Raw genomic sequence first — 14499 nt, forward strand, 5'->3', positions numbered from 1 at the left:
CCGCGGCTCGCGGTCATCGGGAGGCGGCCGCCTTCAGCGCGCCGAACAGCAGAGCCGTGGAGGCGGCGCCGGGATCCTCGTGCCCGACGCTGCGCGGTCCCAGGTAGCTGGCCCGCCCCTTGCGCGCCTGTAACGGGACCGTCGCCCTGGCGCCCTGCTCGGCCGCGGCGGCCGCCGCCTCCAGCGCCTCCTCCGGCTTCAGCCCGTCCTGTACGGCCTGGCCCAGCGCCTTGGCGGCCGGGGCGAGGGCGTCGACCATGGTCTTGTCGCCCTCGGCCGCCGCGCCGAGGCGCTGTACGCCGGACAGGGCCGCGTTCAGGCCCGTGCTCAGCTCGGCCGGCGTGATCTCCGCGGCCTCGCCGAACGCCTTGCCCATCTCCCGGAAGGCGGTGCCGTACAGGGGACCCGAGGCCCCGCCGACCTTGCGGATCAGCGTGGACCCGACGAGCACGAGGAGCGCGCCCGGGGTCTGCGGGGAGGCGCCGGCCAGCGCCTCCTGCGCGGCGGTGAACCCGCGGTCGAGGTTGGCGCCGTGGTCGGCGTCGCCGATCGCGGCGTCCAGTTGGGTGAGGTGGTCGCGCTGTGCCCGTACGGCGGCGGCGATCTCCTCGATCCAGGCGGCGAAGAACTGGGTGTTCACGAGCGGACTCCAGAGGTTCGGATGGCGGTCAGCGGCCCCAGCGCAGCGCGGGTGTCTCCACCGGCGCGTCCCAGAGCCGGGTGAGCTCGCCGGTCAGCGAGCACGTCGTCACCGAGAAGCCTTGCATGTCGAGGCTGGTCACGTAGTTGCCGACCAGGCTGCGTACGGCCGTCGCGCCCTTCTCCCGAAGGTAGGCCTCCACCTCGGCGAAGACGATGTACAGCTCGATGAGCGGCGTGCCGCCCATGCCGTTGACCATGACGAGCGTCTCGCCGGACAGCGGCAGGTCGGCGTCGATCGCGTCCATGGCCGTACGGACGATCTCCCGGGCCTCGCGCATCGGGGCCCGGGTGCGGCCGGGCTCGCCGTGGATGCCGATGCCGAGCTCGATCTCCGTGTCGCCCAGCTCGAACGTGGGCTTGCCCGCGGCCGGGACCGTGCAGGGCGTCAGCGCCACCCCGAACGAGCGGCTGCGCTCGTTGACCTCCCGGGCGACCCGTGCCACCTCGGCCAGGGGCGCCCCGGTCTCGGCCAGCGCCCCGGCGATCTTCTCCACGAACAGCGTGGCCCCGGTGCCCCTGCGGCCCGCCGTGTAGAGGGAGTCCTGCACCGCCACGTCGTCGTTGACGAGCACGGTCGCGACCTCGACGCCTTCGTCGCCGCTCAGCTCGGCGGCCATCTCGAAGTTCAGCACGTCGCCCGTGTAGTTCTTCACGATGTGCAGCACGCCCGCGCCGCCGTCCACGCCCTTGGTCGCCTCGATGAGCTGGTCGGGGACGGGGGAGGTGAAGATCTCGCCGGGACAGGCCGCGTCGAGCATGCCGTAGCCGACGAACCCGCCGTGCAGCGGCTCGTGACCGGAACCGCCGCCGGAGACCAGGCCGACCTTGCCCTGCCGTGGGGCGTCGGCGCGGAAGACCACCTTGTTCTCGATGTCGACGCGGAGCGAGGGGTGCGCCGCGGCGATGCCGCGAAGCGCGTCGGTGACGACGGAGTCGACGCTGTTGATGAGCTTCTTCATGATGCGGTCCCTACTGCCGTGGTCGTGCTCTCCAGCTTCGTCCTTCCTCGCGAGGCCGCAAGCGCCGTGTAGGCGAGTGCCCCGATCAGGCCGCCCGCGAACTCCCCGATGAAGTACGCCGGCACCTGGGCCCAGCTCGCCGAGCCGCCCCAGGCGGCGTCCACGAGGAACGGGCCGAGGTAGCGGGCCGGGTTGATCGCGGCTCCGGTCACCGGGCCCACGATGACGATGATCGCGAAGACGATCGAGCCGATCGCCATCGGCGCCCATCCGGGTATGGCCCGCCGGTCGAGCACCCCGAAGATGACGAAGACCAGGATGAACGTGCCGATCGCCTCGACCAGCGTGCCGCGGGCGAAGCCGACCTCGGCGGCGTACGCGGTGACGCCGCCTCCGGCGGCCTTGGCGGCGTCCGCGCCGAGCGTCGCGAAGATCCCGAGCGCGCCGGCGACCGCCCCGGCGGCCTGCGCCGCTACGTAGCCGGGCACCTCACGCCAGGGGAAGCGGCCGGTCGCGGCGAGGGCGACCGTGACCGCCGGATTGATGTGGGCGCCGGAGATGTGCCCGATGGCATAGACCGTGCCCACGATGACCAGCATGAACGCGAAGCTGATCATGCCGAGCTGGGCCATGGAGAAGGGTGCCTGGGATCCGGCGGCGATGACCCCGGTGGCGGCGGCCGAGCCGGCGCCGACGTACACGAGGAAGGCGGTGCCGAGCAGTTCTGACAGGAGCTTCTGGAACGTGGAGGGGGGTGAGTCGTTCATGAGACCGTCCAGATCGTGAACATCGTTCGATAATGTCGAACGCGATTTCATAGAAGTTAAATCTGGAGGCCATCCACGTCAAGGGGTCGTCGGCGCTTCCCGCGCGGGAGCCGTCCACGGCATCCGTGTGAGGTGCGTCACTGCCGTTCATGGGCAGGCGGGCTGTCTCGTCTCTAGTGCCGAGCGCGACTTCATCAGCGCGACGAACAGAGACGACATGAAGATCTTCATCGCCGGGGCGTCCGGGGCGATCGGCACCCACCTCGTCACCCGGTTGGTGGCACGCGGCCATCAGGTGGTCGGCACGACCCGCTCGCAGGCCAAGACCGGGCCGCTGCGTGCACTGGGCGCCGAACCGGTCGCCGACGAGAACGGCCGGATCGAGCCGGACCCGCCCGGCGACGCCGCGGAGGCCGTGGCCGCGCTGCGCCACGTGGAGGATGCTGTGACCGGCATCACCTGGGCCGACGGCATCGTGCTCCGTTACGGTTCCTTCTACGGCCCCGGGACGGGCCTCAGCGCCGCGCCGGACGCGGTCATGACCGGGCAGATCCGCAAGCGGAGGTTCCCCATCATCGGCAGCGGCGACGGCGTGTGGTCGCTGGTGCACATCGCCGATGCCGCGGCGGCCACCGTCGCGGCCGTCGAGAAAGGCGAGACCGGGATCTACCACGTCGCCGACGACGACCCGGCTCCGGTGCGCGTCTGGCTGCCCTACCTGGCCCGTACGCTCGGCGCCGGACCGCCGCGCCGGGTGCCGGCCTGGCTCGCCCGCCCGCTGGCCGGCGAGGGGGCGGTCGACATGATGACACGGGCCCGCGGGATCTCAAGCGAGAAGACCAAGCGCGAACTCGGGTGGGCGCCGCGGCACCCGAGCTGGCGCACCGGGTTCGTCGACGGATTGAGCTGACCCGGCATGTCCACCTCTGACCTGTACGGCGAGCTGCGGCCGCGCGCCTTCGCCATCGCCTACCAGATGCTCGGCAGCGTCGGCGAAGCCGAAGACGTGGTGCAGGAGGCGTTCCTGCGGCTGCACCAGACCCAGAGCGGAGGCGAGACGATCGCCTCACCACGGGCCTACATCGCCACCCTGGTCACCCGGCTGGCCATCGACCAGTTGCGCTCGGCACGCGTACGGCGGGAGCGCTACATCGGCGAGTGGCTGCCGGAACCGCTCGCCACCGATCCCACGCCGGGCGAGCACGCCGAGACCGCCGACTCGCTGTCGCTGGCCGTCCTGGTGCTGCTGGAAAGCCTGACGCCACAGCAGCGGGCCGCGTTCCTGCTTCGCGAGGTCTTCGACTATCCGTACGCGGAGGTCGCCGAGATCGTCGGCACCGACGTGGACAGCACGCGGCACCTGGTCGCCCGCGCCCGCGGCCACCTCCGGCAGCGCCGCCCGCGCTATCACGCCTCCCGGCAGCAGCGGCAGGAGCTCGCCGGGCGCTTCTTCGCCGCCGTCGAGCACGGCGACCTGCGCGCGCTGGAAGAGCTGCTGGCGCAGGACGTGGCGATGCACGGCGACGGCGGCGGCAAGGTGCCGGCGCTGGGACGTCCGCTCAACGGACGCCTGCGCGTGGCGCGCGTCCTGGCGGCGATGGCGCCCCTGCTGGCCCGTGCCGGCGGTGTGCGCTTCCATCTCACGCAGGTCAACGGCCAGCCGGGGGCCCTGGTCTACGACGCCCGCGACCTGCTGGTCGGGGTGATGGGACTGGACATCGCCGACGGCCGGATCCAGACCATCCACTCCATCGTCAACCCCGACAAGCTCCAGCATTTCGACCGGGTCGGCGACCTCGGCGCCCTGGTCCGCGCAAGCCACGGGGGCACCTGGAAGGGCTGATCTCGCCGGGCACACGGGGCTGACGACCCCCGGCGGTCCCCAGCGCCGGCCCCCGGCGACGAGCGGCCCGCCGTCGGAACCGGCCGAGCATGGCGCTCGCATCGCGCGATGCGAGCGAGCGGCGCTGTCCCCGAACCGGCTGAGCCAGGTGCCCTGCATTGCTGATGCGATCGAGCGGCGCCGTCCCCGAACCGGCCGAGCCAGGCGCCTGCATCGCTGATGCGGCCGAGCGGTGCCGTCGCCGGACCCGGCACCGTCCGGCAGCCGCCGGAAACCACCGGTTCAACCGCCGCCGGACGCCCGGCGGCCTCTGTTCCATCCGCGCCCCTGGGCCCTTCCACGACGTTCGTACCCTTGATCACGACTGGACGACTCGATGAACCTCGCACTGTGGATCGTTGCCGGACTGCTGGCCGTGGTGGCCCTGGCCGGTGGTGCCATCAAGGCATTCACGCCGAAGGAGAAGCTCGCCGCGACCCCAGGTGGAGCATGGACGCGAAGCGTCAGCGCCGGGGGAGTCAAGACCCTCGGCGTCCTGGAGATCCTCGCCGCGGCCGGCTTCACACTGCCCTACCTTCTTGAGTGCGAGCGCGCTCCGGTTGGTGTAGAAGATCGGGGTGTGCGAACGAGGCAGGGATGGCTCTCACGCTGGCTGCCCTCGATGGCAAGGGAGGCTCGGCCCCCTGCCTCGTCGCTTCTCCTTGACCGCTGATTAGGCACTGCGATTGATCGCTATGTAGGGCATGGACGGCGAGGAGAGGCTGCATGGCAGTGACGGGAGAGGAAGGAGTGGCATGGCCGTCGCTGTAGGTATCGACGTTTCCAAGGAGTTCCACTGGGCCGAGATCAAGGTCGCTGAGACCGGGAAGGTGCTGCTCAGCCGCCGCTTCGACAACGCCCCCGGTGCCATTGGCGAGCTGATCGAGCACATCACCGTCGCGCAGGCCGAGCACGGCCCGGCCACTGTCGGGATCGACGTGCTGGGTGGTATCGCCGGCCTGCTGGAGGCGATGCTGCTGCACGCGGGCCTTGCCGTGGTCCATGTGCCGGGGATGGCGGTCAACCGGGCACGGCGCGCCACCGTGGGCGGGGAGCGCAAGAGCGACCCCAAGGACGCCCGCGTGATCGCCGATCAGGTGCGCATGCGCGATGACCTGCGACCAGTGCAGCCGGGCCGGGAACTGGACGCCGAACTGCGGCTGCTGGTCGGCCGGCGTGCGGAGCTGGTCACCGACGCCACCCGGCGGGCCGCCCGCCTGCGGGATCTGCTCACCTCGATCCACCCCGGCCTGGAGCGAGTGGTCGATGTCACCGGCAAGCTCGGTCTCCACCTGCTGACCCGCTTTGTCACTCCGGCCGAGATCCGCGACGCCGGGCTGGAGGACGTACTGGCCCATCTGCGCCAGGTGCGGCATGTGAAGGCGTCGATGGTCCGAGCGCTGGCCGAGGCGGCGATCGACGCCGCGGCAGCCCAGCACATCGCCGTCCCCGGGCAGACGGTGGCTGCGGACATCATCCGCGACCTGGCGGCCGAAGCGCTGGCCGGACGTGAACGGCTGGCCCAGCTCGATGCGCGCATCCAGGAGGTGCTGGCGCGCCACCCTGATGCGGCCCTCATCCTCAGCCTGCCGGGGATGGGGGCGACCCTGACTGCGGAGTTCCTCGCCGAAACCGGCGGCATTGCCCGATTCGCCAGCCCCGACCAGCTCGCCTCGGCCGCGGGCCTGGCCCCGGTGCTCAAGCAGTCGGGCAAGGTCCGCTACTTGCAGCGCGCCACGGCAGGCAACAAGGCCCTCAAGCGGGTCTTCTACCAGTCGGCCTTCATCGCTATCAGCTGCGACCCGGCCAGCCGGGCCTTCTACGACCGCAAACGCGCCGCAGGCAAACGGCATCACCAGGCCCTCATCGCCCTGGCCCGCCGCCGTGTCAACGTCCTGCACGCGATTCTGCGGCACAGGAGGCCGTACGACCCTAGCCATGTCCGGGCTGCGGTGGCTTGACAAAAGCATTAGGCAGCCCCCCGCGACCGGCATCGCACCGGTGCTGGTGCCGGTGACCGCGCTCTGCTGGATCGCGCTGATGGTCGGCGCGATGATCACGCACGGCCGTCGCGGCGAGCTCCGGTTCGCGGCGCTGAACCTGGCCTACCTCGCGCTCGCCGTTTTCGTCGCCTGGGGCCGCTTCGGCCCCGGCGCCTTCACCGGCTGACCGCCGGCTTCCAGGGCGATGCCGGGGGGCCGGACCGGCGGGCTCGGTCCTGCCCCCGGCGCGGCCCCCGGCGCGACGCTTGCCGGACCACGGTCGGACCACGGTCGGACCACGGTCGGCCCGCCGCCGGACCACATGTCCCTGCTGACCGCACGCCTCTGCCAACCGCACGCCCCTGTCAACCGCACGCCTCTGCCGACCGCACGCCCCTGCCGTTCGTGGGCGTGTGCTCCCCGCGCGCCGGCGTCTACTCCCGCTGCCGGTGCCGAGGCCGCGGCCAACGCCGGAGGAAAACGTTCGAGCGCCGCGCTGTCGCCGGCGGGAAAACCGTTTGAGCCTGCCGTACGCGCTCTCGTAGGGTGCCTGCGGCCCATCGCAGTGAGGACAGAGGACATAACCGCGTGACCCCGCCCGCTCTGTAGACCTGACACCTTCTTCCGCTCACCTTCACGCCGACCGTTCCGTCGGCTCTGCCGGGCTGCCCGCGTGCGCCCGGTCATGCAGCGTTTGGGGCCGCGCGCAATCGGCCTCGTGTCAGGTCTAGAGAGATCATGTCTTCACAACCTCATATCGTGCTGCCCTGGGTCGTCCGCCGGACCAGGCTGCCTCTGCTGTCGTCGCGGTGCGTGGACTGCCGGTCGGAGTCCGCCACCACCGGCGAGGGCAGGTTCCGCGTCAACGCCAACGGCAAGCTGCTGGACGTGTGGCTGCTGGTCCGCTGCGTGTCCTGCGACCGCACGAGCAAGCTCAACGTGCACGAACGGGCGCCGGTCGCCTCGTTCGACCCGGCCGAGCTGGAGCGCTACCACGCCAACGATCCGGAGCTGGTGGCGTCCACGCTGCTCGATCCGCTGTTCGCCCGGCGCAACCGCGTCGCTCTCGATTGGACGGGGGCCTGGCGGCTGGACACCCCGTCGGCATGGCTCGACGAGGGGTGGCCCGTCCGGGTGGAGGTCGTCTTCGACGATCCGGTGCCGGTGCGCCCGGAGCGGCTCATCGCGCAGGGGCTCGGCCTCAGCAGGAACGAGATGCTGCGCCGGGTCAAGTGCGACGTTCCGCCGCGCCGTACGACGAGCACCGGGTTCGCCTTCACCGTGCTGCCCGGGGACTGACCGGATGTAGCCGCGGCGCGTGAGCCGGACGGGGGCGGTTCCGGAGGCCCGGAGCCGCCCCCGGACGCGTACGGAGCGAGGCCCGGCCCGGCCGCGCGGTGGTTCCGGGGCTCGGAGTGCCCGCCGTGTCTGGCGTCGCACGCATGATTTGGACGATCATCGTCGCGTACGTTCACCCGCGTCTGATATGGCGTTCCGGGGGGCGGGTGTAGGAGTATCGCAGGGGCCTGAGTCATGGGAGGCGTTGTGTCGGTGTTGCGTGATCTGGTGGACGGCATCCGGAGCGGGGGGATCGAGGTGCTCGACCTCACCGCGCCGCTGAGCGACAAGACGCCGATCCTGTTGCTGCCGGAGCCCTTCGGGCAGACGGTGCCGTTCTCGATGCAGGAGATCAGCCGATACGACGACCGCGGCCCGGCCTGGTATTGGAACAACTTCACCACGGGCGAGCACACCGGCACGCACTTCGACGCGCCGGTCCACTGGGTGACCGGACGCGACGGCGAGGACGTGTCGCAGGTGGCCCCCGCCAAGCTGATCGCGCCCGCCGTGGTGCTCGACTTCAGCGCCCAGTCGGCCGCCGACCCCGACTTCCTGCTGGAGGTCGACCACGTCAAGGCATGGGAGGCCGAGCACGGGCCGCTGCCCGACGGCGGCTGGCTGCTCTACCGCACCGGGTGGGACGCCCGCGCCCAAGACCAGGCGGAGTTTCTGAACGCCGACGAGACCGGGCCGCACACGCCGGGCATGTCCATCGACTGCGCCCGCTACCTTGCCGAGGAGACCCCGATCACGGGCATCGGCGTGGAGACCGTCGGCACCGACGCGGGCGCGGCCCACTCCTTCGACCCCCCCTTCCCCTGCCACTCCTTCCTGCTCGGCGCCGGGAAGTACGGCCTGACGCAGTTGCGCAATCTCGACCGGCTGCCGCCCACCGGAGCGGTGGTGGTCGCCGGGCCGCTGCCGATCGTCGGCGGCTCGGGCAGCCCGGTCCGCGTGCTCGCGCTGGTGGAGCGGTGAACGTCGCGGAGGCCGTCGGCGCGGCCCTCGCCGCCCTCGGCGTGAGGGCGGCCTTCGGCGTCGTCGGCAGCGGCAACTTCCACGTCACCAACGCCCTCATCGAGCACGGCGTGCGCTACGTCGCGGCGCGGCACGAGGGCGGGGCCGCCACGATGGCCGACGCCTACGCCCGGATGAGCGGCACGGTCGCCGTGCTCACCGTCCACCAGGGGCCCGGCCTGACCAACGCGCTGACCGGTGTCACCGAGGCGGCCAAGAGCCGCACCCCGCTGCTCGTGCTAGCCCCGGAGGTGACCTCGCCCACCTCCAACTTCCGCATCGACCAGACCGCGCTCGCCGAGGCCGTGGGCGCGCACTGCGCCAGGGTCGGCTCGGCCGCCACGGTCGTGGACGACACCGTGATGGCCTTCCTCGCCGCGCTGCTCGGGCGCCGGACCGTGGTGCTCAACCTGCCTCTCGATGTGCAGGCCGAGGAGCTGCCCGACGAGGCCGCCGAGGCCGTACGCGAACTGCTGGCCGGCCGGGGCGGCGCGCACCGCGACGTGGCGAGCCGCGTGCCGGCGGCGTGGGGGCTGACGTTCCCCATCGAGGCCAGGGACGACGAGGAGACGCAGGGCATCCCGGCGGAGCCGTCCGACGCGCTGACGCGGCTCGCGCGGATGCTGGCGGAGGCCGAGCGGCCGGTCTTCGTGGCCGGCCGGGGAGCCCGCGGCTCGCGGCGGGAGCTGGAGGCGCTCGGCGAGCGGGTGGGGGCGCTGTTCGCCACCTCGGCGGTCGCCAAGGGCCACTTCCACGGCAGCCCGTGGGACCTCGACGTGAGCGGCGGTTTCGCCACCCCGCTCGCGGCCGAGCTGATCCGGAGCGCCGACCTCGTCGTCGGCTGGGGCTGCACGTTCACCATGTGGACCACGCGGCACGGCGCGCTGATCGGGCCGGACACGAAGGTCGTCCAGGTGGACCTCGACCCCGACGCGCTCGGCGTGCACCGCGAGATCGACCTCGGCGTGGTCGGCGACGTACGCGAGACCGCGCGGGCGGTCGTCGCCCTGCTCGGCGAGGCCGAGCCCGCGACGGAGGGGGAGACGGGGACGCGCGGCTACCGCTCCCCGGAGATCGCCGAGCGCATCGCCCGCGAGGGCCGCTGGCGCGACGTGCCCTACGACGACCTGAGCACCGGCGGGCGCATCGACCCCCGCACGCTGACCATCGGGCTCGACGACCTGCTCCCGCAGGAGCGGCTGGTGTCGGTCGACTCGGGGAACTTCATGGGATATCCGTCGATGTTCCTCACGGTCCCGGACGGCAGCGCGTTCTGCTTCACCCAGGCGTACCAGTCGATCGGGCTCGGCCTGGCGACCGCCATCGGCGCGGCCGTCGCGCGGCCCGACCGGCTCGCGGTCGCCGCCCTCGGGGACGGCGGGGCGCTGATGGGCGTCGCCGAACTGGAGACGGTCGTACGGCTCGGCCTGCCGATGGTGGTCGTGGTCTACGACGACGAGGGATACGGCGCGGAGGTCCACCATTTCGGCCCGCACGGGTTCCCGCTCGGCGCGGTCACGTTCCCGCCCGCCGACATCGCGGCGATCGCGCGGGGCTTCGGCTTCGAAGCGGTGACCGTACGGCGTGAGGAGGACCTGTCGGGGGTCGCCGCGTGGCTGAAAGGGCCGCGCGACAAGCCCCTGCTCGTCCACGCGAAGGTCACCGCCGACCGCCCCTCGTGGTGGCTGGAGGAGGCCTTCCGCGGTCACTGACCGGACACGGCGCCGCGCACCGGGTACGGCACAGCGCCGCACCGGGCACGGCGCCGCACCGGAGCCGGTCCGGGGCGGTGCCGAACGCGGGACCGACGCGGGGCGCCGACGTGTAGCGGCCGGAAAGAGGACTTTCGGCCCACAAAAGTTACGGGCGAGTAGGTTACGGTTTCAGGCATGGCCGAGATCGTGTACCCACCGGTCCTGTGGACCGCGCTGACCGCCTTCAAGCTGCTCGACATCAGGTTCCGGATGGAGGGCACGGAGCGGATTCCGCGGAGCGGCGGCGCGGTCCTGGTGAGCAACCACGTCAGCTACCTCGACTTCATCTTCGCCGGCTTCGCCGCCCACCCGGCCGGGCGGCTGGTCCGGTTCATGGCGAAGAAGGAGGTCTTCGACCACCCCGTGTCGGGCCCGCTGATGCGCGGCATGCACCACATCCCGGTGGACCGGTCGGCCGGGGCGGGCGCCTACGACGCCGCCGTACAGGCGCTCAAGGACGGCGAGATCGTCGGCAACTTCGCCGAGGCGACGATCAGCAGGTCGTTCACCATCAAGGAGATCAAGAGCGGCCCGATCCGGATGGCCGCCGAGGCCGGGGTGCCCGTGATCCCGGTCGCCCTGTGGGGCGGCCAGCGGCTGTGGACCAAGGGCCGGCCCCGCAGGCTGCTGCAGCGGCATGTCCCGATCACGATCCTGGTCGGCGAGCCCGTGCTTCCCGGCGTGGGCGACGACATCGCCGCGCTCACCGGCGACCTGCGGCGGCGGATGGCGGACCTGCTCGACGCGGCCCAGCGGACCTACCCCGACCAGCGGCAAGGCGTGTGGTGGCAGCCGGCCCACCTGGGCGGCACGGCGCCCACCCCGGAGGAGGCCGCCGCGCTCGACGCCGCCGCCCGGCCCCGCCGCGCGTAGGGCTCCGGAGATCTGTCCGGTTCCGCAACACGGCCGTTACTCCGGAGGGTTGACCGGCGGTCAAGAGGCGGGGATAACTGAGCCGTAGCCGAGCCTGGGGGACTCGCAACCCTGACCCTGGAGCCGTGGATGAGCATCGTGCCCCCGCCCCCGCTGGTCGGACGCGCCACTGAGCTGCGGACTCTCATCGACGCGGTGACCCGCCCCCCGGCGGTCGTGCTGGTGGAGGGCGAGGCGGGCATCGGAAAAACCCGGCTCGTCCGCGCCGCGCTCGACCGCCTGCCGTCCGGCGACCGGGCCGTCCTCCTCGGCTACTGCCACCAGATCCGCGAGCCCTTCCCGTACGGGCCGGTCTTCGAGGCGCTGCGGGACATCAGGGGACGGCTCCCGGCGGCGCACCGGCTCAACCCGGTCATCGGCGCGCTCCGCGACCACCTCCCCGAGCTGGACGGCGCGCTGCCGCCGTCGCCACAGCCCCTGGACGACCCGCGGGCCGAACGCCACCGGGTGTTCCGCGCGATACGCGCCCTGCTGGCGGCGGTGGGACCGGCCGTGCTCGTCGTGGAGGACCTGCACTGGGCCGACGACGGCACGCTCGACCTGCTGCGCTTCCTGGCCGGGCAGCCGCCGCAGGGGCTGGCGGTGGTCGCGACGTGCCGCCGCGACGGCGTCACCGGCCCGCCGCTCGGCCGGGCCTACCGGCACCAGCCCGACACGACCAGCGTGGTCGTACGGCTCACGCCGCTGGACGCGTCAGGCGTGGCCAGCCTGGCCGGCGCGCTTCTGGAGCGGTCCGATCTGTCACCGGGGTTCGTCACGCGGCTGCACGAGCGCACGGCGGGCATCCCGTTCGTGGTGGAGGAGCTGGTCCGATCCCTGCCCGCCTCGCCGCCCGGCACGGACGACCCGGACGCGCTCGACCGCGCCGTCGACCGGGCGGGCGTCCCGCTGCTGCTGCGCGAGGCGATGGCCGAGCGGATGGCCGGTCTTTCCCCGGCGGCGGCCGCGGCGGTCCGGGCGGCGGCGGTGCTGCGGCTCCCCGCGGACGAGCGGCTCATCACCGCGGTCGGCGCCGACCCCGCCGCGCTGAGCTCTGCTGTCCTGAGCTCTTCTGCGTTCGGCCCTTCTGCGCTGGGCCCTTCTGCGCTGGGCCCTTCTGCGCTGGGCCCTTCTGCGCTGGGCCCTGCTGTCGTGAGCCCCGCCGCCCTTGACCCTGCCGGGCAGGGCCTCGCCGGGCCGGACTCCACCGGACCGGGTCCTGTCGCATCGGGCGCTGCGGGGCTGGCCGAGGCGCTGCGCGCCGGAGTCCTGCACGAGCACCCCGGCGGCCGGTACGGCTTCCGCCACGCGCTGGCCCAGCAGGCCGTCTACGACGCCATCCCCGGCCCGGAACGCCGTGCCGCGCACGTCCGGGCGATGGCCGCGCTCGCGGCGACGGACGCGCCGCCACTGGTGCAACTGGCCTTCCACGCCCGGCAGGCCGGGGACACCGACGCCTGGGTGCGCCACGGGGCCGCCGCCGCCCAGCAGGCCGCCGCGCTGGGCGACACCGCCCTCGCCGTCGAGGTGGTCGAGGGCATGCTCGACGACCCCGATCTCCCGGTGCGCAACAGAGGTCCGCTGGTGCTGATGCTGAGCCGCTTCGCGGCGACGGGCCTGTCGCACCAGCGGGTGGTGCGGCTGCTGCGCCAGGTGCTGCGGGGCGATTTCCTGTCCCGCGGCGTCCGCGGCGAGGTGCGGCTCAACCTCGGGGTGGTCCTGTCCAACCAGGCGGGCGACGCCGCCGCGGGACGGCCGGAGATCATGGCCGCCCTCGCCGAGCTGACCGACCGGCCGACGCTCGCCGCCCGCGGCTGGGCCAGCATGGCGATGCCCGAGTGGGGCGCCGAGTCGCTGGCGGAGCACGCGGAATGGATGGCGAGGGCCGAGGCGCTCGTCGCCACCGCAGACAACCCGGAGCTGTCGGCCGCGGTCCTGGCCAACCGTGCTTCCTTCGAGATGACGACCGGCTCTCCCGGCGCGTTCGACGTCGCCGCCCGGCTGCCGGCCGACGACCCGCGTACGGGGGTCCGGCGGGAGGTCGCCCGCGCCTACTGCAACCTCCACGACTCGGCGACGACCGTGGGCCTCTACGCGGCGGCCGAGCGATTCGGCCGGGAGGGGCGGCGGCTCGCCCTGGAGACCGGCGCGCAGTATCCCGCCTTCCTCCTCGACGCCTCCACGATCCGCAGGGAGTGGCTCACCGGGCGATGGGACGGGCTGCGCGACCGGGCGGCGTCCCTGAGCGAGTCGGCCACGGAGACGCCGCTGGTCGCGGTGGACCTGTGGCTGGTGCTCGGGCTGCTCGCCCTCGCGACGGGCGAATGGGAGGAGGCGGTCAGGCAGTTCCACCGCGCGGGGCTGGACGCGCCGGAGGCCCGCAACGTCCCGGTCGTGACGGCCGCCGCCGGTGGGCTCGTCGATCTGCATCTCGCCCGTGGGGCGGTGAACGAGGCGGCCGCGGAGGCCGAGGCGGCGGTCGCCCGGCTGCGCCGCAAGGGCGTGTGGGTGTGGGGCGCGGGCCTCGTCCCGCCGGCCGTGGCCGCGTTCGCCCGGGTGGGCCGCATGGAGACGGCGGCGGAGCTGGTGGACGAGTACGCCGCCGGGATCGCGGGCCGGGTGGCGCCCGCCGCGCACGCCGCGCTCGACGCCGCCCAGGGCGCGCTCGCCGCCGCGCGGCTCCGGCACGCCGACGCCGCCGCGTTCTTCGCCCGGGCCCGGGAGGCGTACGCCGCCCTGCCCCAGCCGTACGCGGCGGCGCGGGCGGCCGAAGGAGAGGCGGGAGCCCGGCTCGCGCTCGGGGACCGTGCCGCGGCGACGGGCTTCCGGGAGGCCGCGGAGACGTACGGCATGCTCGGCGCCACCCACGACGCCGCCCGGTGCAGGCGGGTGCTGCGCGACATCGGGGTTGACGTCCCGCTCCCGCGCGGCGGGCGGCGCGGCGCCGGGACGCTGTCGCAGCGGGAGCGGGAGGTGGCCCGGCTCGTCGCGCTCGGCCGTACCAACCGTGAGATCGCCGACGTGCTCTTCCTGTCCACGCGCACCGTCGAGACCCACGTCGCGACCGTGCTGCGCAAGCTCGGCGTGCGGTCGCGGACCCAGATCGCGCCGCCCGCCTGACGAGCACCGGGCACGCGGCACCCTGGACCTGCGGAAACCCCCGGACGCGCGGAAACCCCCGGG

13 protein-coding genes are annotated in these 14499 nt (G+C 73.2%); 10 read left to right on the forward strand and 3 right to left on the reverse strand.

Going from position 1 to position 14499, the window contains the following annotated elements:
* Window positions 1-13: 13 nt before the first annotated feature.
* From dhaL to OHB01_RS25250, 3 genes are read right to left on the reverse strand one after another with little or no spacing between them, the layout of a single operon-like run.
* A complete protein-coding gene (gene dhaL / locus OHB01_RS25240; RefSeq protein WP_142645187.1) occupies window positions 14-640 on the reverse strand; it encodes a dihydroxyacetone kinase subunit DhaL in 627 nt (208 codons plus the stop codon).
* 28 nt (window positions 641-668) lie between these two features.
* Window positions 669-1661: a dihydroxyacetone kinase subunit DhaK gene (gene dhaK / locus OHB01_RS25245; RefSeq protein WP_142645188.1), complete on the reverse strand. Its 993-nt coding sequence runs from the start codon at window positions 1659-1661 to the stop codon at window positions 669-671.
* Window positions 1658-2428 carry an MIP/aquaporin family protein gene (locus OHB01_RS25250; RefSeq protein WP_142645189.1) on the reverse strand — a complete coding sequence of 257 codons (771 nt, stop codon included), beginning with the start codon at window positions 2426-2428 and terminating at the stop codon, window positions 1658-1660. Before OHB01_RS25250 ends, dhaK begins: the two co-directional genes overlap by 4 nt.
* 217 nt (window positions 2429-2645) lie before the next feature.
* Here OHB01_RS25250 and OHB01_RS25255 point away from each other — a divergent pair, with 217 nt between their 5' ends.
* From OHB01_RS25255 to OHB01_RS25300, 10 genes are all read left to right on the forward strand, one after another.
* Window positions 2646-3338 (forward strand): NAD-dependent epimerase/dehydratase family protein, encoded by a 693-nt coding sequence (locus tag OHB01_RS25255; RefSeq protein ID WP_328854053.1) that lies wholly within the window; start codon window positions 2646-2648, stop codon window positions 3336-3338.
* Window positions 3339-3344: 6 nt separating this feature from the next.
* Window positions 3345-4271 carry an RNA polymerase sigma-70 factor gene (locus tag OHB01_RS25260; RefSeq protein WP_328709719.1) on the forward strand — a complete coding sequence of 309 codons (927 nt, stop codon included), beginning with the start codon at window positions 3345-3347 and terminating at the stop codon, window positions 4269-4271.
* A 376-nt stretch (window positions 4272-4647) separates the two neighbouring features.
* Window positions 4648-4983, forward strand: coding sequence for a DoxX family protein (locus OHB01_RS25265; RefSeq protein ID WP_328854054.1), 336 nt, complete (start codon window positions 4648-4650; stop codon window positions 4981-4983).
* 31 nt (window positions 4984-5014) lie between these two features.
* Window positions 5015-6271, forward strand: coding sequence for an IS110 family transposase (locus tag OHB01_RS25270; protein WP_328854055.1), 1257 nt, complete (start codon window positions 5015-5017; stop codon window positions 6269-6271).
* Between the two features lie 40 nt (window positions 6272-6311).
* A complete protein-coding gene (locus tag OHB01_RS25275) occupies window positions 6312-6479 on the forward strand; it encodes a DoxX family protein (protein WP_328854056.1) in 168 nt (55 codons plus the stop codon).
* Between the two features lie 572 nt (window positions 6480-7051).
* On the forward strand, window positions 7052-7591 hold the full coding sequence (locus OHB01_RS25280) for a DUF1062 domain-containing protein (RefSeq protein WP_260617520.1): 540 nt from the start codon (window positions 7052-7054) through the stop codon (window positions 7589-7591).
* 234 nt (window positions 7592-7825) lie between these two features.
* Window positions 7826-8611 carry a cyclase family protein gene (locus tag OHB01_RS25285; RefSeq protein WP_328854057.1) on the forward strand — a complete coding sequence of 262 codons (786 nt, stop codon included), beginning with the start codon at window positions 7826-7828 and terminating at the stop codon, window positions 8609-8611.
* Window positions 8608-10362, forward strand: a complete 1755-nt coding sequence (locus tag OHB01_RS25290; RefSeq protein WP_142651647.1) for a thiamine pyrophosphate-binding protein — start codon at window positions 8608-8610, stop codon at window positions 10360-10362. The genes OHB01_RS25285 and OHB01_RS25290 overlap by 4 nt, the downstream gene beginning before the upstream one ends.
* 177 nt (window positions 10363-10539) lie before the next feature.
* The gene (locus OHB01_RS25295) at window positions 10540-11277 is read left to right on the forward strand and encodes a lysophospholipid acyltransferase family protein (RefSeq protein ID WP_328854058.1); all 738 of its coding nucleotides are present in this window, start codon (window positions 10540-10542) and stop codon (window positions 11275-11277) included.
* Window positions 11278-11406: 129 nt separating this feature from the next.
* Window positions 11407-14436 carry a helix-turn-helix transcriptional regulator gene (locus OHB01_RS25300; protein WP_328854059.1) on the forward strand — a complete coding sequence of 1010 codons (3030 nt, stop codon included), beginning with the start codon at window positions 11407-11409 and terminating at the stop codon, window positions 14434-14436.
* The last annotated feature ends 63 nt before the right edge of the window (window positions 14437-14499 follow it).

The organism is Microbispora hainanensis (assembly GCF_036186745.1).
In the GTDB taxonomy this organism is placed as follows: Bacteria; Actinomycetota; Actinomycetes; order Streptosporangiales; family Streptosporangiaceae; genus Microbispora.

What these genes read in the sequence shown, in the direction of transcription:
- OHB01_RS25260 (WP_328709719.1), top strand. Translation starts at nt 3,345, where the DNA reads ATGTCCACCTCTGACCTGTACGGCGAGCTGCGGCCGCGCGCCTTCGCC.
- OHB01_RS25250 (WP_142645189.1), bottom strand. Translation starts at nt 2,428, where the DNA reads ATGAACGACTCACCCCCCTCCACGTTCCAGAAGCTCCTGTCAGAACTG.
- OHB01_RS25265 (WP_328854054.1), top strand. Translation starts at nt 4,648, where the DNA reads ATGAACCTCGCACTGTGGATCGTTGCCGGACTGCTGGCCGTGGTGGCC.
- OHB01_RS25285 (WP_328854057.1), top strand. Translation starts at nt 7,826, where the DNA reads ATGGGAGGCGTTGTGTCGGTGTTGCGTGATCTGGTGGACGGCATCCGG.
- OHB01_RS25270 (WP_328854055.1), top strand. Translation starts at nt 5,015, where the DNA reads ATGGACGGCGAGGAGAGGCTGCATGGCAGTGACGGGAGAGGAAGGAGT.
- OHB01_RS25255 (WP_328854053.1), top strand. Translation starts at nt 2,646, where the DNA reads ATGAAGATCTTCATCGCCGGGGCGTCCGGGGCGATCGGCACCCACCTC.
- dhaK (WP_142645188.1), bottom strand. Translation starts at nt 1,661, where the DNA reads ATGAAGAAGCTCATCAACAGCGTCGACTCCGTCGTCACCGACGCGCTT.
- OHB01_RS25295 (WP_328854058.1), top strand. Translation starts at nt 10,540, where the DNA reads ATGGCCGAGATCGTGTACCCACCGGTCCTGTGGACCGCGCTGACCGCC.
- OHB01_RS25300 (WP_328854059.1), top strand. Translation starts at nt 11,407, where the DNA reads ATGAGCATCGTGCCCCCGCCCCCGCTGGTCGGACGCGCCACTGAGCTG.